Source organism: uncultured Thiodictyon sp. (genome assembly GCF_903828115.1).
Lineage (GTDB): Bacteria > Pseudomonadota > Gammaproteobacteria > Chromatiales > Chromatiaceae > Thiodictyon.
Genome location: NZ_CAIKKU010000219.1, coordinates 1 through 18,596 on the forward strand (window position 1 = coordinate 1; position 18,596 = coordinate 18,596).

General features: G+C 64.2%; 21 protein-coding genes. 2 read left to right on the forward strand and 19 right to left on the reverse strand.

Translation table 11 applies throughout. The features are described from left to right. Nucleotides 1-164: 164 nt before the first annotated feature. Together urtA and QZY48_RS07960 are read right to left on the reverse strand one after the other, a co-directional pair. Nucleotides 165-1,460 (reverse strand): urea ABC transporter substrate-binding protein, encoded by a 1,296-nt coding sequence (gene urtA, locus QZY48_RS07955; RefSeq protein WP_295429888.1) that lies wholly within the window; start codon nucleotides 1,458-1,460, stop codon nucleotides 165-167. 93 nt (nucleotides 1,461-1,553) lie between these two features. Next, on the reverse strand, nucleotides 1,554-1,742 hold the full coding sequence (locus QZY48_RS07960; RefSeq protein ID WP_295429890.1) for a hypothetical protein: 189 nt from the start codon (nucleotides 1,740-1,742) through the stop codon (nucleotides 1,554-1,556). A 180-nt stretch (nucleotides 1,743-1,922) separates the two neighbouring features. Here QZY48_RS07960 and QZY48_RS07965 point away from each other — a divergent pair, with 180 nt between their 5' ends. Next, nucleotides 1,923-2,375, forward strand: coding sequence for a cache domain-containing protein (locus QZY48_RS07965; RefSeq protein ID WP_295429892.1), 453 nt, complete (start codon nucleotides 1,923-1,925; stop codon nucleotides 2,373-2,375). A gap of 280 nt (nucleotides 2,376-2,655) precedes the next feature. Here the strand turns inward: QZY48_RS07965 and QZY48_RS07970 are convergent, their stop codons facing one another. Beyond that, nucleotides 2,656-3,045, reverse strand: coding sequence for a helix-turn-helix transcriptional regulator (locus QZY48_RS07970; RefSeq protein ID WP_295429894.1), 390 nt, complete (start codon nucleotides 3,043-3,045; stop codon nucleotides 2,656-2,658). Between the two features lie 442 nt (nucleotides 3,046-3,487). Between QZY48_RS07970 and QZY48_RS07975 the strand changes: the two genes are divergently transcribed. Beyond that, nucleotides 3,488-4,657, forward strand: a complete 1,170-nt coding sequence (locus QZY48_RS07975; RefSeq protein ID WP_295429896.1) for a cation:proton antiporter — start codon at nucleotides 3,488-3,490, stop codon at nucleotides 4,655-4,657. A gap of 20 nt (nucleotides 4,658-4,677) precedes the next feature. Here the strand turns inward: QZY48_RS07975 and QZY48_RS07980 are convergent, their stop codons facing one another. The 16 genes from QZY48_RS07980 to QZY48_RS08055 form a co-directional block, all read right to left on the reverse strand. Next, on the reverse strand, nucleotides 4,678-5,658 hold the full coding sequence (locus QZY48_RS07980; protein WP_295429898.1) for a LysR family transcriptional regulator: 981 nt from the start codon (nucleotides 5,656-5,658) through the stop codon (nucleotides 4,678-4,680). 152 nt (nucleotides 5,659-5,810) lie between these two features. Beyond that, nucleotides 5,811-6,980: a twin-arginine translocase subunit TatC gene (tatC, locus tag QZY48_RS07985; RefSeq protein WP_295429900.1), complete on the reverse strand. Its 1,170-nt coding sequence runs from the start codon at nucleotides 6,978-6,980 to the stop codon at nucleotides 5,811-5,813. A gap of 111 nt (nucleotides 6,981-7,091) precedes the next feature. Then, nucleotides 7,092-7,418 (reverse strand): Sec-independent protein translocase protein TatB, encoded by a 327-nt coding sequence (gene tatB, locus QZY48_RS07990; RefSeq protein WP_295429902.1) that lies wholly within the window; start codon nucleotides 7,416-7,418, stop codon nucleotides 7,092-7,094. A 46-nt stretch (nucleotides 7,419-7,464) separates the two neighbouring features. Next, entirely contained in the window at nucleotides 7,465-7,746 is a 282-nt protein-coding gene (tatA, locus tag QZY48_RS07995) for a Sec-independent protein translocase subunit TatA (RefSeq protein WP_295429904.1), read from the reverse strand. 373 nt (nucleotides 7,747-8,119) lie between these two features. Beyond that, a complete protein-coding gene (locus QZY48_RS08000; RefSeq protein ID WP_295429906.1) occupies nucleotides 8,120-8,458 on the reverse strand; it encodes a phosphoribosyl-ATP diphosphatase in 339 nt (112 codons plus the stop codon). A gap of 109 nt (nucleotides 8,459-8,567) precedes the next feature. Then, a complete protein-coding gene (locus QZY48_RS08005; protein WP_295429908.1) occupies nucleotides 8,568-9,137 on the reverse strand; it encodes a Uma2 family endonuclease in 570 nt (189 codons plus the stop codon). A gap of 96 nt (nucleotides 9,138-9,233) precedes the next feature. Next, nucleotides 9,234-9,629 carry a phosphoribosyl-AMP cyclohydrolase gene (gene hisI, locus QZY48_RS08010; RefSeq protein ID WP_295429910.1) on the reverse strand — a complete coding sequence of 132 codons (396 nt, stop codon included), beginning with the start codon at nucleotides 9,627-9,629 and terminating at the stop codon, nucleotides 9,234-9,236. A gap of 12 nt (nucleotides 9,630-9,641) precedes the next feature. Continuing rightward, entirely contained in the window at nucleotides 9,642-10,400 is a 759-nt protein-coding gene (gene hisA, locus QZY48_RS08015) for a 1-(5-phosphoribosyl)-5-[(5-phosphoribosylamino)methylideneamino]imidazole-4-carboxamide isomerase (RefSeq protein ID WP_295429911.1), read from the reverse strand. Nucleotides 10,401-10,834: 434 nt separating this feature from the next. Then, the gene (locus tag QZY48_RS08020; protein WP_295429914.1) at nucleotides 10,835-11,626 is read right to left on the reverse strand and encodes an N-6 DNA methylase; all 792 of its coding nucleotides are present in this window, start codon (nucleotides 11,624-11,626) and stop codon (nucleotides 10,835-10,837) included. A 31-nt stretch (nucleotides 11,627-11,657) separates the two neighbouring features. Continuing rightward, the gene (locus QZY48_RS08025; protein WP_295429916.1) at nucleotides 11,658-12,005 is read right to left on the reverse strand and encodes a type I restriction-modification system subunit M N-terminal domain-containing protein; all 348 of its coding nucleotides are present in this window, start codon (nucleotides 12,003-12,005) and stop codon (nucleotides 11,658-11,660) included. Between the two features lie 106 nt (nucleotides 12,006-12,111). Next, nucleotides 12,112-13,536 carry an AAA family ATPase gene (locus tag QZY48_RS08030; RefSeq protein WP_295429919.1) on the reverse strand — a complete coding sequence of 475 codons (1,425 nt, stop codon included), beginning with the start codon at nucleotides 13,534-13,536 and terminating at the stop codon, nucleotides 12,112-12,114. Nucleotides 13,537-13,881: 345 nt separating this feature from the next. Then, a complete protein-coding gene (locus QZY48_RS08035; RefSeq protein ID WP_295429921.1) occupies nucleotides 13,882-14,751 on the reverse strand; it encodes a restriction endonuclease subunit S in 870 nt (289 codons plus the stop codon). Continuing rightward, complete coding sequence (locus QZY48_RS08040) at nucleotides 14,663-15,442, reverse strand: restriction endonuclease subunit S (protein WP_295429923.1); 780 nt, start codon at nucleotides 15,440-15,442, stop codon at nucleotides 14,663-14,665. The genes QZY48_RS08035 and QZY48_RS08040 overlap by 89 nt, the downstream gene beginning before the upstream one ends. A gap of 332 nt (nucleotides 15,443-15,774) precedes the next feature. After that, a complete protein-coding gene (locus tag QZY48_RS08045; protein WP_366929652.1) occupies nucleotides 15,775-16,317 on the reverse strand; it encodes a type I restriction-modification enzyme R subunit C-terminal domain-containing protein in 543 nt (180 codons plus the stop codon). Nucleotides 16,318-16,329: 12 nt separating this feature from the next. Beyond that, a complete protein-coding gene (locus tag QZY48_RS08050; RefSeq protein WP_295429925.1) occupies nucleotides 16,330-17,259 on the reverse strand; it encodes a hypothetical protein in 930 nt (309 codons plus the stop codon). Next, complete coding sequence (locus QZY48_RS08055; RefSeq protein WP_295429927.1) at nucleotides 17,256-18,293, reverse strand: DEAD/DEAH box helicase family protein; 1,038 nt, start codon at nucleotides 18,291-18,293, stop codon at nucleotides 17,256-17,258. The genes QZY48_RS08050 and QZY48_RS08055 overlap by 4 nt, the downstream gene beginning before the upstream one ends. Nucleotides 18,294-18,596: the final 303 nt, after the last annotated feature.

Here is an 18,596-nt window from a genome sequence, read left to right on the forward strand (position 1 = left end):
CAACGACAACGACAACGACAACGATTATGTTTAACTTGTTCTTGGCTCGTTACTTAACAAAGCCTCTTTCTCCGTGTCTTTGTGTCTCCGTGAGAGAATTTCCTTCTTGAGGTATCGGCGCAACGATGGGCGGGGCCGCTGCGCAGCCCCGCCCCGGCAGACCCCTATTTCGCCGCCTGCGCACCCAGACACTTCTTGGTCTTGGTGTTGTAGTTACCGCACTTGATGGGCGCGGTCCAGTCGGCCTCCAGGTCCTTGGAACCAGGCAGGTAGTCGGACCAGGCATCGCCCGGGACGGTACCCGCGGTCTGCCAGACGACGGCGAACTGGCCGTCGTCCTGGATCTCGCCGATCAGCACCGGCTTGGTGAGGTGGTGGTTGGGCAGCATCCTGGCGATTCCGCCGGTCAGGTTCGGGGTCTCCAGACCGATAATGGCGGCCGCGACCTTATTGGTGTCGGTACTGCCGGCCTTCTCCACCGCCTTCACCCACAGGTCGAAGCCGATCTTGGTCGCCTCCATCGGGTCATTGGTGACGCGCTTGGGGTTCTTGATGAATTCGTGCCACTTGGTGATGAAGGCGGCATTCTCCGGCGCCTCCACGCTCATGAAATAATTCCAGGCGGCGAGGTGTCCGACCAGGGGCTTGGTATCGATGCCGGAGAGTTCCTCCTCGCCCACCGAGAAGGCGACCACCGGGATGGTCTCGGCGGATACGCCCTGATTACCCAATTCCTTGTAGAAGGGCACATTGGCGTCGCCGTTGATGGTGGAGACCACGGCGGTCTTCTTGCCGGTGGCACCGAACTTCTTGATGTCGGCGACGATCGACTGCCAGTCGGAGTGACCGAAGGGGGTGTAGTTGATCATGATGTCCTCCTTGGCCACCCCCTTTTGCTTGAGATAGGCCTCGAGGATCTTGTTGGTGGTGCGCGGGTAGACATAGTCCGTGCCGGCCAGGACCCAGCGCTGCACGCCCAACTCGTTCATCAGATAATCCACCGCCGGGATCGCCTGCTGGTTGGGGGCCGCACCGGTGTAGAACACGTTCTTGGACGATTCCTCGCCCTCGTATTGCACCGGGTAGAAGAGGAGACCATTGAGTTCCTCGAAGACCGGCAGGACGGACTTGCGTGAGACCGAGGTCCAGCAGCCGAACACCACGGCCACCTTGTCCTTCGCCAACAGCTCGCGCGCTTTTTCGGCGAACAAGGGCCAGTTCGAGGCCGGGTCGACCACCACCGCCTCCAACTGCCGGCCGAGCAGACCGCCCTTCTTGTTTTGCGCGTCGACCAGCATCAGCACCGTGTCCTTGAGCGTGGTCTCACTGATGGCCATGGTACCCGAGAGCGAGTGCAGGACCCCGACCTTGATCGGCTCGTCCGCCGCCACGGCCGCCGTGAGCCCCAGGGCCAGGCCCGCGCCCAGTACCAACCGTTTGATCATGTCGCGTTTGCGCATCGATGTAACTCCCCGAGATGTGGCGATGAAGGAAGAAGATGGAGGAAGAAAGGGCGTGGTCCGCGGCTGGACGCGGCCAGCCGACAGGCAGAGTCAGGCGCGGGGGCTCTGGAACCAAACACCGCCGCCGACTTCCGTGCCGTGCACCAGCCGCGTCGGTGCGATCACCTGGGACGCACCCGCACCGAGGGCATGATGCAAATGACGGGCCAGCGCCCCAGGGGTGAACTTCCGGCGCAAATGATCAGAGAGCGCGAGCGCTACCGCTTCATCTTGGTGCATTTGCCCAAGTCCCGCACCCGGGAATGGGCCGATGCGGGGCATTGGCAGGCGTCCGACGCGACCCCGCGGCGCCTTGGCGTGGGCTATCGCCGGATTTTTGGTGCAAGGGTCTGGCGCGACGCCCAAGGTTGGGCTATCGTCGCCCCGTTCCACCACCACAACGAAACGAGGAGACATTCGATGAAGAAGACCCTGATCGCCTGCGCCGTCGTCGGCTGCGCCGCGCTGCTGAGCGGCGTTGCGTCGGCCGCCGATACCGGCACCCCGGACGAGGCCAAGGCCCTGTCCCAGAAGGCCCAGACCACCGTCAACACCCAGGGCAAGGAGAAGGCCTTCGCCGCCTTCTCCACCGCGGAGTTCAAGCCCAAGGACCTCTACGTGTTCTGCATGGACATGGACGGGAAGATGCTCTCCCACCCGCTCAAGCCGGAACTGGTCGGCAAGAATCTGCTCGACTTCAAGAAGTACGGCGACGAGCTGTTCAAGAACATGATCGCGAAGGTCAAGACCTCCAAGGAGGGCTGGGTGGACTACAAGTGGCCCTACCCGGGCACGGAAGAGATCAAGGCCAAGACCAGCTATGTGATGGCCAACAAGGACGGCTTCTTCTGCGGGGTCGGCGCCTACAAATAGCGCCCATCGCGGCCCCGACCTCGTGTCGGGGCGGGTCGCTGACGGCGTCGCGGACGCGCCGCACTGCCGCGGGGGCGGGACGCCCCCACTCCTCGGTCGGGGATGGCATCGCCGCCCCAACCTGTCCACGCTGCGCCCACCCTCACCGACACGCCGACGCCGGTGTCAACCAGCACCCAATCACCCGCGGCGCCCCTTTGCGCCGCGACGGCGGCGCCCTCTTGACCGTCTAAGCACACACCAAGTGACCCCGCCTCAGGACTTTTTGTGTAACCCCCCACTAACTCCCCGCGGGTATCCCTTCTCCCCCCTCGCCGTCCGGCGCTTTCGGGGTGTTTTCCACCCGGTAGATGGCCTGGGTCTCGGCGACCTTGAGGATCGTTTCCCGGCCACGGGAATCGGTATCGCGGTAGCGATCCACCAGGTGGCGCTCGTCCTGGGACAGGGGGTCCTTGTCGTCCAGGCACAGCAGATAAGTGGCCGTCACGGTGCCCAGGGCAACCGCCAACTCCTGGGCCTCTTCGAGTCCCATGCGGCGGATGCCCTGTTCGTAGTTACTGATGCGTGACTTGGACAAGGAGCCGGTACGGCCCGACAGGTCGGAAAGGCTTAGGCCCTGCGCTTGGCGTGCAGCGCGCAGGCGTTGGCCGATTCTCTTCGTTAGGTCCATGGATGATGGGTTACACAATCAGGTGCTGTTCGTGGCCCACGAGCAGGTCGTGAGGCCCCAGAGCGGCAGGTCGGGCAAGCCACCACGCCTTGGCGGCTCGGCAGTCCATTGCACGCAGACTTCAATGAGTGCCTGCCCCATCCAGCGCTCACGGGTGCGGCCCTAAAGGATAAACAAGCAGGTTCGTCACTTGGTACACGATTATGCCTGCCAGCCCGGACCGGGACTGCCGCCGCGGCCCTTGAAGCCAGCCGCTTTTGTGTATCGAAACAGGCCGGGCGGCCGTCGGCCGGCGAGGGGTGGCCGACCGACGGGCATCGATGCCCCCTGAACGGTCCGCTCGAACACGTCAGGAACAGGTGTTTTCCCTAGCCCCAGTCATGGCAAAATCCGTGCACCCGCGTGGACCGGCACCGGCCCCAGGCAGACCCCAGGGGCAACCATGACCCAAAACCCGATCGTCTTCACCTTTTTTCTGGTCTTCACCGGCGCCGCGATCCTCGCCACCGCCGCCCTGGCCGCGCGCCAGTCGCTCCTGGTCGCCTATATCGGGCTCGGCATGCTGTTCGGTCCCTGGGGGCTCGCCCTGGTGGGCGACGCTACCCTGGTTTCCCAGTCTGCCGAGGTGGGCATCATGTTCCTGTTGTTCCTCCTGGGGCTCGATCTCACCCCGCAGGACCTGGCCCGCAGCCTGCGCCGGACCACGCTGGTGACCGTGGGCAGCGCCGTGCTGCTCCTGATCATCGGGGGGGGGATCGGACTGCTGGCCGGTTTCACGCCGGTCGAGGCCCTGATCGTCGGTGCCGCCATGGGCTTCTCCAGCACCATCATCGGACTCAAACTGCTCCCGACCACGGTGCTGCACCATCAGCGCATCGGCGAGATCATCATCAGCATCCTGCTGTTGCAGGACCTGCTCGCGATCGCCCTGCTCCTGTTCCTCAAGGGCCTGGCCGCGGGCGCCACCCCCTGGCTGCAGATCGCCTTGCTGGTGCTCACGCTGCCCGGGTTGGTGGTCTTCGCGGGGCTCGCGGCGCGCTTCGTCCTGATCCCGCTCATCCGCCGCTACGACCGCTTTCGCGAATACATCTTCCTGATCGCCATCGGCTGGTGCCTGGGGATGGCAGAGTTGGCGGGCTTGCTGGGGCTTTCCCCTGAAATCGGGGCCTTCATCGCCGGGGTCGCGATGGCGTCGAGCCCCATCGCGCTCTACATTGCCGAGAGCCTGCGGCCGTTGCGGGACTTTTTCCTGGTGCTCTTTTTCTTCGGGGTGGGGGCGCAGTTCAACCTGGGGATGGCGGCTGACGTCTTGACCCCCGCCCTGTTCCTCGCCGCCGCCGCGCTGGTGCTCAAGCCGGCGATCTTCCGCCTGCTCCTGGTCCACACCGGCGAGCCTCCGGCGCGGGCCTGGGAAATCGGGTTCCGGTTGGGACAACTGAGCGAATTCTCGCTCCTCATCGCCGGCCTGGCCCTGACCACCGGCGCCTTGGGCGAGCGGGCCGCCTACAGCCTCCAGTTCGCCACCGTCCTGACCTTCCTCGCCTCGTCCTACCTGGTGGTCCTGCGCTTTCCGACCCCCATCGCCATCTCCGATGCCCTGCGGCGGGATTGACCCCTCAGCAGGCGCGCTCATCACCCCAGCATCGCATCATCCCAGTGCGGCTCTTCGCCCACCTGCTCCGGCACCGCCTCCACGACGCGGTCGACGAAGGCGCGGTCCAGGATCTTGATGAAGCACTTGGTCTGGGGTGAGAGGAACTTGCCGCGCCGCTGCACAATGCCGTAGCTGCGCTTGGGGAAATACTGATCCAACGGCACCCGGGCCAGATTATCCTCACCGGTCAGGCACACGTCGGTGACGATGGAGATGCCCAGCCCCAACTCCACATATTTCTTGATCACTTCCCAGCCGCCCGCCTCCAGGGTCACCCGGTAGGCCAGATTGTGCTGTTTGAACACGAGATCCACCATGCGCCAGGTACTTAAGTGCCGGGGCGGCAGGATCATCTCGAAGGGCGCGATCTCCGCCAGGGTGACGGACTCCCGCCCGGCCAGGGGGTGGTCCTTCGGGGTGATCAGGGTCGGGCGGTAGGTGACGAAGGGGCGGTAGTTGATGTCGTCGGGGACCTCCATCAGGGAGCCCACGGCAAGATCCGCCTCGTCCGCGCGCAACATGGCGAGCCCGTCGCGCCCGGTCACGTTATGCAGCTTCAGCTCGATGCCGGGATACTGCTGGACGAAGCTGCGCACCGGCTCCGGCAGGATATAGAGGATGGTCGACTCACCGGCGGCGATGTTGAGCGCCCCCTGATCGACCCGCCCGCACTGGACGGCGAAGGCGTCGTGGAGCCGGTCCATGCCCTCCACCAGGGGGGCGGCCATCTCGAAGAGGAGCTGGCCCTCGGGCGTCAGGCGGATTTTGGGGCCGCGCCGCTCGAAGAGGACCGTGTCGAACTCCCGCTCCAGGGCCTGGATCTGGAGTGACACGGTCGGCTGGCTGAGGAAGATCTTGTCGGCGGCGGCACTGACGCTGCCGGTGCGGGCCGCATGGCAAAAGGCCCGCAATTGCTTCAATCGATTCTGTTTGTAGTGGATCTGGGATCCAGAGGCCATGGTCGGTCACGCTCGGTCCGTAGTAAAGGACTCGATACTAGCCCATAGCATCCATTGAGAAAAGCAATACGTTAAGATTCCGCCTCGACAGGCCCGCACGGGCCTCACCCAACCCTGACGCCCGGCGTGCGGACTGGCTGCCCGCCCCCGGCTCAGGACCCGTTGAGTGAGTTGAGGATGTTGCGCGCGGTGCGGCGCTGGGACTCGTCGCCCTCCTCCAACACCTCGTAGAGCACCTGCCGGGCGGCGAAGTGGTTCTCCAGTTCGCGCAGCCGGTTGGCCCGCCGGATCTTCTCCTCGACCCGATCGAGCGGGGCTGGCGCGGATGTTGGCGCGGACGCCGGCCGGTTAGCCGCCTGCTCGGCATCGACCCGGTCCAACTCGGACTCCATTTCCTCGTCCGTCAGCGGACGCCAGTCCGGCGGGGGGCCAGCGTCATCGGGCTCCAACTCGCCCCCCCGCAGGGCGTCGCTGCCCGTCCCGGCCAGGGCGGGCGGGCGGCCACCGCCGCCTGGAGGCGCGGGAGGTGGGACCGGGCCGGGACCAGGCCATTGGGCCGCCTCGGCCGCCTCCCGGGCGGCCCGGTCACGGACCAGGATGCGGGAGAGGAAGACCCCCAGCTCGAACAATAACCACATCGGGATCGCAAGCATGGTCTGGGAGAAGACATCGGGCGGCGTCAGCACCATACCGACCACGAAGGCCCCGACGATGATGTACGGGCGCTTGGCGGCCAGGGCATCGGGGGTCGTGATCCCGATGGCGACCAGCAGGATGGTCGCGACCGGGACCTCGAAGGCCACACCGAAGGCAAAGAACAGGGCGAGCACGAAGTCCAGGTAGGCCGTGATGTCCGTCATCATCGCCACACCTTCCGGGGTCGTTGCGGCCATGAAGCCGAAGATGAGCGGAAACACCAGGTAGTAGGCGAACAGCATGCCTACATAGAAGAGTATGACGCTGGAGGCCAGGAGCGGGATCGCCAGGCGCTTCTCGTGGCGATAGAGGCCGGGGGCGACGAAGGCCCAGAGCTGATAGAGCAGCCAGGGCATGGCCAGGAACACGGCCGCCACCAAGGCCAGCTTGAAGGGCGCGAGGAACGGCGAGATCACCTGGGTGGCGATCATGTGGCTGCCCTGCGGAAGCTTTGCGATCAGCGGGGTGGCGACATAGGTATAGATGCTGTTGGCAAAGGGGAAGGTCACCACCAGGGCCACGCCGACCCCGGCCAGCATCCAGATCAGCCGATCGCGCAGTTCGACCAGGTGGGAGAGAAAGGGCTGTTCGGCGCCCGGGTCATCGGGTTCGGTGGACGGGGCCATGAGGAGGTCTCGGGGCAATCCGCGCGTCCGCGGGGGCCGGAATGGGTCCACGAAAAACGCGCAAAAACGCGAATCGGCTGGTTCGCGGATCAGGCGCCTTCGGGGGCCGGGTTAGGATTTCGTGGCGGTTCGCTCGGGCGGCTCGGACAGGTGTCGCCCCGGTTCGGCATCGGCCCCGGGCGCGGGCGGCGGCAACACCACAGGCTCCTCCAGGATGCGCTGCAGCGGGTTGCCCTGCGCCTGCTTATTCAGGATGTCCTGAAGTTCCTGGGCCTTGAACTCACGGTCGATCTCGTCCTTGACCGTGGCCAGGGTGCGGCGCGCCCGCCCCAGCCAGAGCCCGGCCAGACGCGCCACCCTGGGCAGGTCCTTGGGGCCGATCACCACCAGGGCGACCACGCCGACCACCAGCAGTTCCCAGAAGCCGATATCGAACATCGCGAGGCCCTATGGACGCCTGATCAAGACGCGGAATGCAACGGAATCAGGAGTTCGGCCAATCGGAGCGCGAGTCCCCGGCCGCGGGCGGCGCCCCGACCTTGGGCCGTGCGGCTGTTGGTGCCGGATCGGCCGCGCTCCGCGGCGCGGACTCATCAATCTGCTTGGGCTCCTCGCCCTTCTCACCGGAGCCCATGGCGCTGCGGAAGCCCTTGACCGCATCGCCCAGGTCCTGGCCGATGTTCTTCAGCTTCTTGGTGCCGAACACCAGCAGCACGACCACCAACAGGATCAACAGGTGCCAGACATGCAAACCACCAAGGCCCATGGTCTTCTCCGCCACCGCTCGCAAGCGGTCTGAATTCAGGTTGATTTGGCCGACGGACCGGGCACCGCCCGCGCCGCCGCAGATCCTTTATGATACTCCAATCCCCGCGGTGGAGGTATGCGCGGCGGACGCCGGGTGCGATCGGAACTGATGTGTTGGCCGAGATCCCGGGTACGTTGTCGTTGTCGTTGTCGTTGTCGTTGTCGAATAATACGACCACGATTACGACCACGACAACGACAACGACGCCCGGCACCCCACCGCGAGCGCTGCTCGCTGGCCTGGCGGACCCGGACAGCACGCCTATCTACTTATTTTATCATACCGTTTTGGCAAGACAGCCGCGCTCGGCGCGTCGCTTCGGGATTGCAAGTTACGATTCCTTCACGGCCCCCTGCTCACCCCGCGCCGCCTTCTCCGCGATACCCGAGAGGCCGCAGCGCCGGTCCAGTTCCGCCAGCACCCGCGCCGGCCGCAGGCCCTGGTGCGCCAGCAGCACCAGGGTGTGAAACCACAGGTCCGCCACCTCGTAGACGATCTTGTCCGCGTCCCCGTCCTTGGCCGCCATGACCGTCTCGGTCGCCTCCTCCCCGATCTTCTTCAGGATCGCGTCCAGCCCCCTGGCATAGAGCCGGGCGACATAGGAGGAGTCCGGGTCCGCCTGCTTGCGGGTTTCCAGGACGTCGGCCAGGCGTTCGAGTATGTCGGTCATGTTTCCGGTGGAGCGTGGGAAGTGGGGAGGGCCGCTAGTCTAACCTGACGCGGCGGCGCGCTGAAACCCGACCCCGCGGTTGCGTCCCTGATCAGACTTGGCCCCGGTGTCAGAAGAGGGCGGAGAGGTCGCAGACCACCGGACCGGCCAAGGGCAGCGGTACGGCCGCGAGGTCGGCGGCCTTGCTGACCTGCGCATAGCCGCTCGCGCCCGGTTCCCGGTAGATGCTGAGCGCGCTGCCGCCCAAGTCGACCAGCCAGACCTCGGGGATACCGGCCCGGGCGTAGCGCGGGATCTTCACCTCCCGATCGTAGCGCAGGCTGCTGTCGGCGACCTCGATCAGCAGCAACACGTCGTCCGGGCCGGGATGACCATTTCGGTAGTAGTCTGAGCGGGGGCGCAGCAGGGCGATATCGGGCAGCGGCTCGGAATGGTCGTTGAGCCAAACGGGGTCTTGGACGGCCAGGACCGCGGCGCTCCCGACGGTCTCCTTCAGGAGGTTGGCGAGGAGCTTGACGGTCCCGGCATGGGGGTGTCCGATCGGCGGCATCTCGATAATCTCCCCATCGATCAACTCGGTACGCAGCTCCGGCCCGAGGATGCCGGTCTCGCCCATGCGATGGTAGTCGGCCACGCTGAGGCGGTGGACGCGGGCAAGTGTTTGGGCGGTGGCACTCATTGGTGTCGCTGACGCGCGTGGGGTGATGAGCCGGATAATAGCCGATGGCGGATCGTAGGGGCGGGTTTGAAACCCGCCCCTACGGGCCGCGGGGCCTCAGGACTTGTGGTAAATGGCGTCCGGGTCCTTGAGCACCGGGGCGATCTCGACCCAGTGGCCCGCGCCGTCCAGTTCCCGGAAAAAGCAGTGGTGGCGGCCCGTGTGGCAGGCGATGCCGCCCTTCTGTTCCACCTCCATCAGCACCACGTCGGCGTCGCAGTCGATGCGCAGGGCCCGCACCACCTGCTGGTGGCCGGACTCCTCACCCTTGTGCCAGAGCTTGCGGCGCGAGCGCGACCAGTAGACGGCGTGGCCGGTCTCCCGCGTCAGGGCGAGTGCCTCGCGGTTCATCCAGGCCATCATCAGGATGGTGCCGGTGCCGGTCTCTTGGGCGATGGCCGGCACCAGGCCGTCCGCGTCCCACTTGATGGTGTCGAGCCAGGTGTCGCTCATGGGTCTTGCTCCTCAGGAAGGGGTGGCGGCCAAGTCATCGGCGAGACGCTGCCCGGCGGCGAAGTCGAGCGTGCCCTCGTAGATGGCGCGGCCGGTAATGGCGCCGGTGATGCCCGGCCGGTCGGCGACCCGCGCGGCCTGGGCCAGGGCGCGGATGTCCGCGAGGTCGGTGATGCCGCCGGAGGCGATGATCGGGAGCGCGACCGCCGCGGCCAAGGCCCGGGTCGCCGCGATGTTGGGACCGGTCATCATGCCGTCACGGCCGATGTCGGTGTACACGATGGCCGCGACGCCATCGCCCTCGAAGCGTTTGGAGAGTTCCTCGACCCGGTGTTCGGTGACCTCGGCCCAGCCGCGGATGGCGACCTGTCCGTCCTTGGCGTCCAGCCCGACGATGAGGCGGCCGGGGAAGGCGCGGCAGGCACGGGCGACGAAGGCGGGCTCGGTCACGGCCTGGGTGCCGATGATGCAGAAGTTCACCCCGGCCGCGAGATAGGCGGCGATGGTCGCCTCGTCACGGATGCCGCCGCCGACCTGCAGCGGCAGGTCCGGATAGCGGGCGGCGATGGCGCGGATGGCCGCACCGTTGACCGGCTCTCCGGCGAAGGCGCCGTTGAGATCCACCAGGTGCAGTCGGCGGGCGCCCTGCCCCACCCAGCGCCCGGCCATCTCCACCGGGTCGTCGGAGAACACAGTCTCGTCCTCCATGCGCCCCTGGCGCAGGCGCACACAGCGGCCGTCCTTGAGATCGATGGCGGGAATCAGGAGCACTGGCAAGCTACCTCAGACAATGATGGCCAAAGGCCGGTTAAGACGTCTGACGGCCGTGTTTCCAGGGTCATGCGCTCGACCTGGGCGGTGCGGGGGCTGGCTTTGGGCGTCATGGCGGGAGGTTCGGACTGGGGCGGTCGCGGGGCGCGCGTCAGGGCGCTATTTAACCACAGGGACGGGGCCTCGCCCTACCGGCGGGGCCGCTGCGGATGCGATCGCAACGGATGCGGGTCGGCTTGATCGTCGATCGTAGGATGGGCAAAGCGCAGCGTGCCCATCCTCCAGACCGCGACGCGGCCCGGATGGGCACGCCCGAGCGACGCCACCGCAGGTCCGGATCGTCACGCGCGGGCTTTGCCCATCCTACGGCGTTCGCGCGACCGCATCGGCCTGGATCGCACCCGGCCGCTCCGACGCCACCGGCTCCAGCCCCGTCACTTCGCCAGCCCCGCCGCCACGTCCCGAAACGCCAGCAGGGCGTCCTCCAGGTGCTCGATGATCTCCTGCTGCAAGACCTGCGGGGGCGGCAGGTCATCCAGGTTGTCCAGCGCGTCGTCCTTGAGCCAGAAGAGGTCGAGGCTCGCCTTGTCGCGCGCGACCAGATCGGCATAGGGGTAATACCTGAAGCGCTCCGCCTCCTTGCGCTCAAAACGATTCTCGGGGTTATAGCAAGCGATGAAATCGCGCAGGTCATCGAACTTCAGCGGCCGGGTCTTGAGCGTGAAGTGCCGACTGGTGCGCAGATCATAGATCCATAGGCCCTGGGTATGGACCTGCCCGTCCTTCAGGCGATTGTCGAAGAACAGCACATTGGCCTTCACCCCGTTGGCATAGAAGATCCCGGTCGGCAACCGCAGCAGGGTATGCACCTCGCAGGTCTCCAAGAGCTTACGCCGGATGCGCTCGCCCGCACCACCCTCGAACAGCACATTGTCGGGCAGCACCACGGCCGCCTTGCCGCTGGCCTTGAGGATGGTGACGATGGGTTGGAGAAAATTGAGCTGCTTGTTTGAGGTCGTTTCCCAGAAGTCCTGCCGCTCATAGGTAAGCGCGTCGCGGTCCTCCTCACCCTCCGCATTGGTGATGGTCATGCTGCTCTTCTTGCCGAAAGGCGGATTGGCCAGCACATAGTCATACCGCCAACCGGGATCACCGACCAGCGCGTCCGCGCGGTCGACCATCGGTTCATCGTCCAAATCACCGATACTGTGCAAGAACAGATTCATCAGACACAGGCGGCGCGCGCTCGCCACTATCTCATTGCCGGAGAAGGTCTTGCGCCCGCGAGACCTTGGCCGGGTCCTGGATCTTGTTCTGCGCCTTGAAAAAGATCGCCCCGAGCATCCCGGTCCCCTGGCCCAGCCGGTGCAGCAGGCTGAGGTAATGCGCCTCCAGCGGCTCACCCGTCTTTGACCGCAGGCTCGCCCAGTCAAAGCCCCGGGGAATATGGGTATCACGGCCATAGGGCTCCTGGGCATACTCGTGCGCCAGCTTCAGGAACAGCAGATAGGTGAGTTGCTCCAGGTAGTCGCCATAGCCGACGCCGTCGTCGCGCAGGGTGTGGCAGAAGTTCCAGATCTTCTGGATCAGGGTCGATGCATTCATTCCAATATCCGCAGTTGTCGCAGTGCCAGCCTCAGCTCGCTATCCAGCGCCGCAAAGGCGTCAAGCTGCCGCAGTCGTTGTAGGGAGACTTGTTCGCCCAGTGCATTCAGCATGGGTGAGACACCACGCCGCTTACGCAGTCCCCGGTGCTCACGGTTTCCAGTACTCGTTTGACTTCAAGATCCGAGACGAAACCCTGCGGCCCATCATCCTCACTGAAAAGAGACGTTTGAGGCTTGAAACGGACCGGGCGCAAACGGGTTCTGCGGCGCTGCTCGTGCTTCTGCGGATCGGAGACAGTGGCGGTGTCGGCGAACAGGATCGATCGGTGTTCCGACATCAACTCCTTATTGATCAATGCGGACAGTACGACCGGTGAGTGGCTGTTAAGCAACAATTGGCTCAAGGGTGTCGATACGTCATCGTCGCCAAACCCCTGTGGATCAGTCACCATGTCCCGGAGACGTTGAATCAACTGCTTGATTCGCGCCGGGTGAACACCGTTTTCCGGCTCCTCGAAACAGATCAACCCCCGGTGTCGCGGATCGTGCAGGAGTGTCAGCAGCGTCAGTACCCGCAGGGTGCCGTCGGAAATAACCCGTGAACTGAACGGCAAACCATCACGCATCGTAAGTTCGATGCGGTATTCGCGGCTCGCCTCATGCAATTGCGCATCGAGCTTCGTGATCCCTGGAATCAGGTTGTTCAGTTCAGCCGCAATATCACTGAGAACGCCGACGGGGCGGATTTTTGTTGCCGTCTCAGCCTTGAGTTGCGCCAAGACCGCGGCCAGGTTAGAGCCGTCCGCCGTCAATACATCGGGCGCCGTTGCCGGCACCGGCTTGCGCAGCAAGGCAGGATCGAGTTGCAGCAGGCGCCAGTATCGCATTTCCTCTCGCAATGCGAACAGGTGCGGAAACTCCGCCTTCGTGATGCTGTAAAGCACCGTCGCTTCCGCCGCACTGGCCGGGCGGTTGCGGCCCTGTTTTCCGTCCTGATGAACGCTGAAGGTGAGTCCTTCCGGCAAGCCTTCGGTCGTCAACCAGGGCTTCTGGCGTACATACTTGAGAAATGCACCCCGAAACGCCTTGGAGGGCCGCATGGAGTCTGCCCATTTGTCATCCTTACGCATGATCGGAAGTGCCGCCTCATGCGCGACCTGAACACGCTCGATTCCGGGCTTGATCGTTCGACGCTCCAACGTGACTTCATAGCGCAAACGGGTGTGGCTGAGCTTTACCTCGCTTCCCCAGGGGTCGCGCACCACAGGATCAACCAGGACTTCTGCCGCCAGGCGAATCTGGCTGGAACGTCCGCCGGCCGTCTGGCGAAAAAGTTCCAACGGCTCGCCGCGCATATCCTTGACCGCCTCCGCCACGTCACGGGTAGCCAGATTTGCCAGCAGTTGAATGACGTCGAACAGATTGCTCTTGCCTGCCGCGTTATTGCCGACGATCAACGTGAGTGGAGCAAGATCGATGACAAGATTCTCGAATGACTTGAAGCCATCGACTTCCAGGCGCGTCAACATATCAATATCCTCCGCAAAGCGCCGAATGACTGCTTGCCGCTGGCGGCACCGGCGGCGACGCGCCCGACATGGTGCTATTGTGTGCCCAGGGCCGTTGGCCAATCAGTGGTTGCCCAAAGGCGGCCACCAGCGGTCGCGCCTGGCCGCCCGTAAATTGGGCAACCGCTGGTTGCCCAATTTGCGGACTGTCCCGAAATTGATCACGCCAAGGCGCCAAACTCGCCAAGAAAGACCTCGGGATGCGTACAGTAGCCGGATTACCTGCCGGGTGAATCGCCCAACGAAGATTACGTAGTGAAAAACCTTGGCGAGCTTGGCGCCTTGGCGCGACAACTCTTGCTGCGTTCATGACAGCGCCCGGGTCTTGCGCCCGCGCTTGCCGTTACCGGTGCCCGCGGCGGCCCGCTCGGCGCGGATGCGCTCCAGTAGCACGGCGGCGGGTTCGTCGCTGGGGTCCTGCGGGACCAGTTGGCCGGAGAAGGCGGCTTTGAGGATGTTTTGGCGTTGGGCGGCGGATTGTTTGAGGGCAAACTCGACTGCGGCTTGCTGCTGGCCAATCTGCTGGAACTGCTCGGCCAATAGCTGGCTAATTTCCTCTTGCTCATCGACTGGCGGTAACGGCACTGAAATAGATTTAATAATTTGCAGATTCAGATCTGGCTGAACCCCGCCGGATGCCTGCTCTCTCATCTTTTCATAACTGGTGAGCAGAAACGCTTTTAGGTAGGGTTTACACCTTTGTGATTCTGCGTCAAACACAAGCGCTGCGATGGCTTGGTTAATTGTCGCCTGAACCAGCAACTCCGAGCACTTGCCGCGCGTCTTTCCCTCGCCATACATCGCGACCAGCAACGAACCCAACGGATAGATTTGAAGCCGGCACTCCTTCAACGCCAGTTCTGTAACCAGTTCCGTCGCTTCCATCACAGTCTCGCTGTTTAATGCGCCGCTTGTGATCCAAGGTATGGTTCCTTCATGGAAATAGGCCAATTTGGAGCGCAGCGGGGTCACGCCGGTACCGACTTGGGCAAGCTGATCAATCGTCGCCCAGGTCCAGCCATCCGAAATTTCTGTCAGGCTTTTGGTGTCTGGCCGTAGAGGTTCGGTGTACTTTGCCTGCCAATCTTTAGACGGGATCTTGCTTTGTTCGGCAAACTTGGCGGGCTGCTTGGCTTCCCAGCGGGCGCGTCGTTCGGCGAGGATACGCTCGAGCAACTGGGCGCCGGTTTCTTTCGGCTCGTCTGGTTGCTGATTTTGGGGCCTCGCGCCATGATGCAGTCAGGGTGCCATCTACCGCCGCCTTGAGCAGCGACTGTCGATATTGAACCAGCTTCTTCTGCGCGGCCTTCAACTCGGCGATGCCATCGTCGAGATCAGATAGAACTTCTTCGAGTCTCTCGACGATTCGCTCTTGCTCTTTGCGTGGAGGCAAAGGCAAAGAGATGTCTTCTATGGTCCGCGACGAGAGATGCTTGACTGTAATGGATGAGGTTGCCGCGTTGATTGCGGCAAGGTATCCCGGTAGCGCGTACTCTAGCAACTTGCCGGAATAGACGTGATCATGCGACGAAATCTTGCAGACCCGTTGATTCAGGAGACCGGGCGCGCTACACCAACGCGCCGAGTTGAAGTCGCCGTCCATTCCGACAATGAGATCTCCTCGGTTTACCAGGAACTGCTCGTCGAATGGGGCTGAATAGAAAGTGTTGGTTGAGCCGGATACCACATCACGAATGCAAATTAGTGGCGCGCCAAACACACGATTGAAATGCGCCGAGTCGAACGGATAGCCATTCAGTACGGTAGCAACATCTCGTAATGCAACGCGCTCCCACGATAGGTGCTTTGCCAGTAACCCCGTCCTGTCTTCCGCAATTATCTCATCCACTGCCTTGGTAAGATCCATATTATCCTCCTGGGCTAGGCGACAAGCTGCACCTTTATTTCCGCCATCAGTGGGTAGGCCGGGTTAGCGCAGCGTAAACCGACCTCTGCGAGGCTGCAAGCCCCAAAGGGGCGCGACATACCAGCCCAAGGCAACGCCCTGGGTTCGCGGTTCACCATGACAACCAGCCCTGAAAGGGCGTGACATGAGGCATTGGTGGGTCCATCAGGCATCTATGTTACGCCCTTTCAGGGCTGATCGGGTGGATCGATCTACCCAGGGCGTTGCCCTGGGCTGGTATGTGACGCCCCTTCGGGGCTGGATTGGAGCACAAGACCAAGCATCCTGCTGTACTAGGCCACCAGTGCCTCATTCATCTCCGTCATCAAGGCATCCAACTGATTGCCGAACAGGCCCCACACTTTCTGCAACCCACCCTTATCCGAAAACTCGGCATAATCGAAGTCCCCCCGCCCGATACTGCAACTCGCCGCGATATGCTCCTTCATCAGCCGCAGCCAGTCGGTCTGCTCGGGCGTGAAGGCGGTCGCCCGCTGGGCGTTGTAGCGAAAGATCCATTCCTGGAAACGCTTATCGACCTGCTCCCGGAACGGCCGCAGTTCGGTGTCCAGCCCGATGGCGAAGCGCACCAGGGCGAGCAGGTCGGTCAACTGCCGCCGCGCGTCCGCGCCCTTGACCTGCGAGGTCTTGACCCGGGCATAGGCACTCCAGAGGCGCTCAGTGGTCAGCATCAGCGGCGGGCGGCCGAGTCGGTCGTGCAGTTCCTCGATCATCTCGAAGGTGAGTGCGCGGCGCTGATAGGGCTGCTGGTAGAAGAAGGCGAGCGCGGCAATCTCGTCCTTGTGTTGGGCGATATAGTCGGCGAAGCCCTGGATGGCCTTCCGCGCCTAGGCTTCGGCCTGCTCGCCGTAGCCCGCGAAGGTGACCTGATCGAGGTTGATGTGGTCGATCAGTTGTTCATGCTCGCGGCGGGCGGACTCAATCACCTCGCGCAGTTCAGGGCGGTCGAACGGGGCACAGGCGGCGGCGACACGCGCGGCGCGGGCGGCGGCGATCTCACCGGCGGTGAGGGTGTCTTCGGACCTGGTGATACCGCGGGCCTCTGCCGTGGCGAGTGCGTCCTCGATGATCCGGTCCGGGTTCAGGGCCGCGATGAGCCCCTTGCCCAGGTCGGCCACGGTTACCCCGCCCGAGACTGTCTCCACCCGCGCCCGCGCCTTGTCGTCCAACTGCTTGGCCAAGCGTACCAGGCGATTGGCGAGGCTCAGCAAGGTGTCGTCGTCACGGTGGCCGATGGCGACCCCTTGCAGCAGGTCCTTGAGCGGAATGCCGGGCTTGCGCTCCAGCGGCCTGCTGTCGGTCTTGAGCGAGCGCTCCACGCCGACCGCATCGATCAATACAAAGCGGGTCTTGGCGCTGTCGGCGCTGTTGCTGACGCGCTTGAGACCATCGCAATCCAGGCTGCGCACGCCGCGCCCCTTCATCTGCTCGTAGTAGCCGCGCGAGCGCACGTCACGCATGAAGAGCAGGATCTCCAGGGGCTTCACGTCGGTGCCGGTGGCGATCATATCGACCGTGACGGCGATCCGCGGGTAATGATCGTTGCGAAAGCTCGCAAGCGTACTGTCCGGGTCGTCCTCGGCCTTGTAGGTCACCTTCTTGCAGAAGGCGTTGCCCTGGGCATAGACCTCGCGCAGGCAGTGGATGATGTCGTCGGCATGGCTGTCGGTCTTGGCGAAGATCAGGGTCTCGGGCGTTTCCTTGACGATGTTCTCGTTGAAGAAGCCGAAGGTGCGCTTGTCTGGGGTGGCGGTCAACCGATGAGAAAGGCATCGAAATAGTCGAGCACCTGCTTCCAGACGTTGTAGATGGAGCGGTGGCATTCGTCGATGATGATGAAGTCGAAGGTCTCGACCGGGACGGCCGCGTTGTAGCGGACCCGCTTGGCCTGCTGCGGCGTCTGCTGTAACTCGTTGAGTGAGATTTCCTCGGCCGAGGCGTCGAGCGGCTCTCCCGACAGTACCGAGTAGAGGCGCTGGATAGTGCTGATGACCACCTGCGCCTGGGGGTCGATGGTACTGCTGCTCAGACGCTGGACGTTGTAAAGCTCGGTGAACTTGCGCGCGGCGTCCGGCGGGGTATAGGCCATGAACTCCTGATGCGCCTGGGTCCCCAGGTTGCGCGTATCGACCAGGAACAGGATGCGCCGGGCGCGGGCGAACTTGAGCAGGCGGTAGACGGCGGTAATGGCGGTAAAGGTCTTGCCCGAGCCGGTCGCCATGTGGGCCAGGGCGCGGGGGCGGTTGCGGGCGAGCGAGCGCTCGAGCCCGCCGACGGCGGCGCCCTGGCACTCGCGCAAGCGGGCGGTCGGCAGGGCCGGCAGGGCGTTCGGCAGGGCCGGCAGGGCGTTCGCCAACCGGCGGCGCAACGTGTCGGGCTCGGCGAGCCAATGCGCCAGTTGCTCGGGCCGGAAGAAGTGGAAGACCTCGCGCGAGCGCGGGGCCGGGTCGCGGGCGTCGGTGAAACGGGTGATGGCCCCGGTGCTCTCGAACAGGAAGGGCAAGGGGGCGGTCTTGCCGCACCACTTCAGCGCGGCCACGGCATAGCGCAGCGTCTGCTGCTCGACGGTGGTGATGTTCTCGCCGGACTCGGCACGCTTGGCCTCAATGATGCCGACGGGCTCGCGGTCGATGAAGAGCACATAGTCCGCGGGGCCGGTCGCGGTCGGATACTCGCGCACGGCCACGCCGCGGGCGGCGCCCAGATCGATGTCCCGATAGTCCTGGATCACCCAGCCGGCCTCGATCAGGCGCTGCTCGATGTCCTGGCGCGCCTTGGCTTCCGGGGTCATAGGTCTCTCCTGTCACCAACGTAGCAGACCGACGCCGCCCGGATCGCCAGGGTCAGGACGGACCGAACCGGGTCAACCGCGCCTCGACACCTTGGTCAGGGCGGTCTCTGGCCGGGCGCGACCGGTTGAGTCGGCCTTGGCGGCGAACCGGCCAGCGGCCAAGTCTACCAGATGGTCACACCTGATCCGCGTGCCGCCTGAGCCAGGGTGCGATCAGAACTGATGTGGTGACTGAGATCCCGGGTCCGTTGTCGTTGTCGTTGTCGTTGTCGTAATCGAAAAATCCGACCACGATTACGACAA

Excerpts from the sequence above, each read along its gene's own strand:
- urtA (WP_295429888.1), bottom strand. The coding sequence starts at position 1,460 with ATGCGCAAACGCGACATGATCAAACGGTTGGTACTGGGCGCGGGCCTG.
- QZY48_RS07960 (WP_295429890.1), bottom strand. The coding sequence starts at position 1,742 with ATGCACCAAGATGAAGCGGTAGCGCTCGCGCTCTCTGATCATTTGCGC.
- QZY48_RS07965 (WP_295429892.1), top strand. The coding sequence starts at position 1,923 with ATGAAGAAGACCCTGATCGCCTGCGCCGTCGTCGGCTGCGCCGCGCTG.
- QZY48_RS07970 (WP_295429894.1), bottom strand. The coding sequence starts at position 3,045 with ATGGACCTAACGAAGAGAATCGGCCAACGCCTGCGCGCTGCACGCCAA.
- QZY48_RS07975 (WP_295429896.1), top strand. The coding sequence starts at position 3,488 with ATGACCCAAAACCCGATCGTCTTCACCTTTTTTCTGGTCTTCACCGGC.
- QZY48_RS07980 (WP_295429898.1), bottom strand. The coding sequence starts at position 5,658 with ATGGCCTCTGGATCCCAGATCCACTACAAACAGAATCGATTGAAGCAA.
- tatC (WP_295429900.1), bottom strand. The coding sequence starts at position 6,980 with ATGGCCCCGTCCACCGAACCCGATGACCCGGGCGCCGAACAGCCCTTT.
- tatB (WP_295429902.1), bottom strand. The coding sequence starts at position 7,418 with ATGTTCGATATCGGCTTCTGGGAACTGCTGGTGGTCGGCGTGGTCGCC.
- tatA (WP_295429904.1), bottom strand. The coding sequence starts at position 7,746 with ATGGGCCTTGGTGGTTTGCATGTCTGGCACCTGTTGATCCTGTTGGTG.
- QZY48_RS08000 (WP_295429906.1), bottom strand. The coding sequence starts at position 8,458 with ATGACCGACATACTCGAACGCCTGGCCGACGTCCTGGAAACCCGCAAG.
- QZY48_RS08005 (WP_295429908.1), bottom strand. The coding sequence starts at position 9,137 with ATGAGTGCCACCGCCCAAACACTTGCCCGCGTCCACCGCCTCAGCGTG.
- hisI (WP_295429910.1), bottom strand. The coding sequence starts at position 9,629 with ATGAGCGACACCTGGCTCGACACCATCAAGTGGGACGCGGACGGCCTG.
- QZY48_RS08020 (WP_295429914.1), bottom strand. The coding sequence starts at position 11,626 with ATGAATCTGTTCTTGCACAGTATCGGTGATTTGGACGATGAACCGATG.
- QZY48_RS08025 (WP_295429916.1), bottom strand. The coding sequence starts at position 12,005 with ATGAATGCATCGACCCTGATCCAGAAGATCTGGAACTTCTGCCACACC.
- QZY48_RS08030 (WP_295429919.1), bottom strand. The coding sequence starts at position 13,536 with ATGTTGACGCGCCTGGAAGTCGATGGCTTCAAGTCATTCGAGAATCTT.
- QZY48_RS08040 (WP_295429923.1), bottom strand. The coding sequence starts at position 15,442 with ATGGATCTTACCAAGGCAGTGGATGAGATAATTGCGGAAGACAGGACG.
- QZY48_RS08055 (WP_295429927.1), bottom strand. The coding sequence starts at position 18,293 with ATGACCCCGGAAGCCAAGGCGCGCCAGGACATCGAGCAGCGCCTGATC.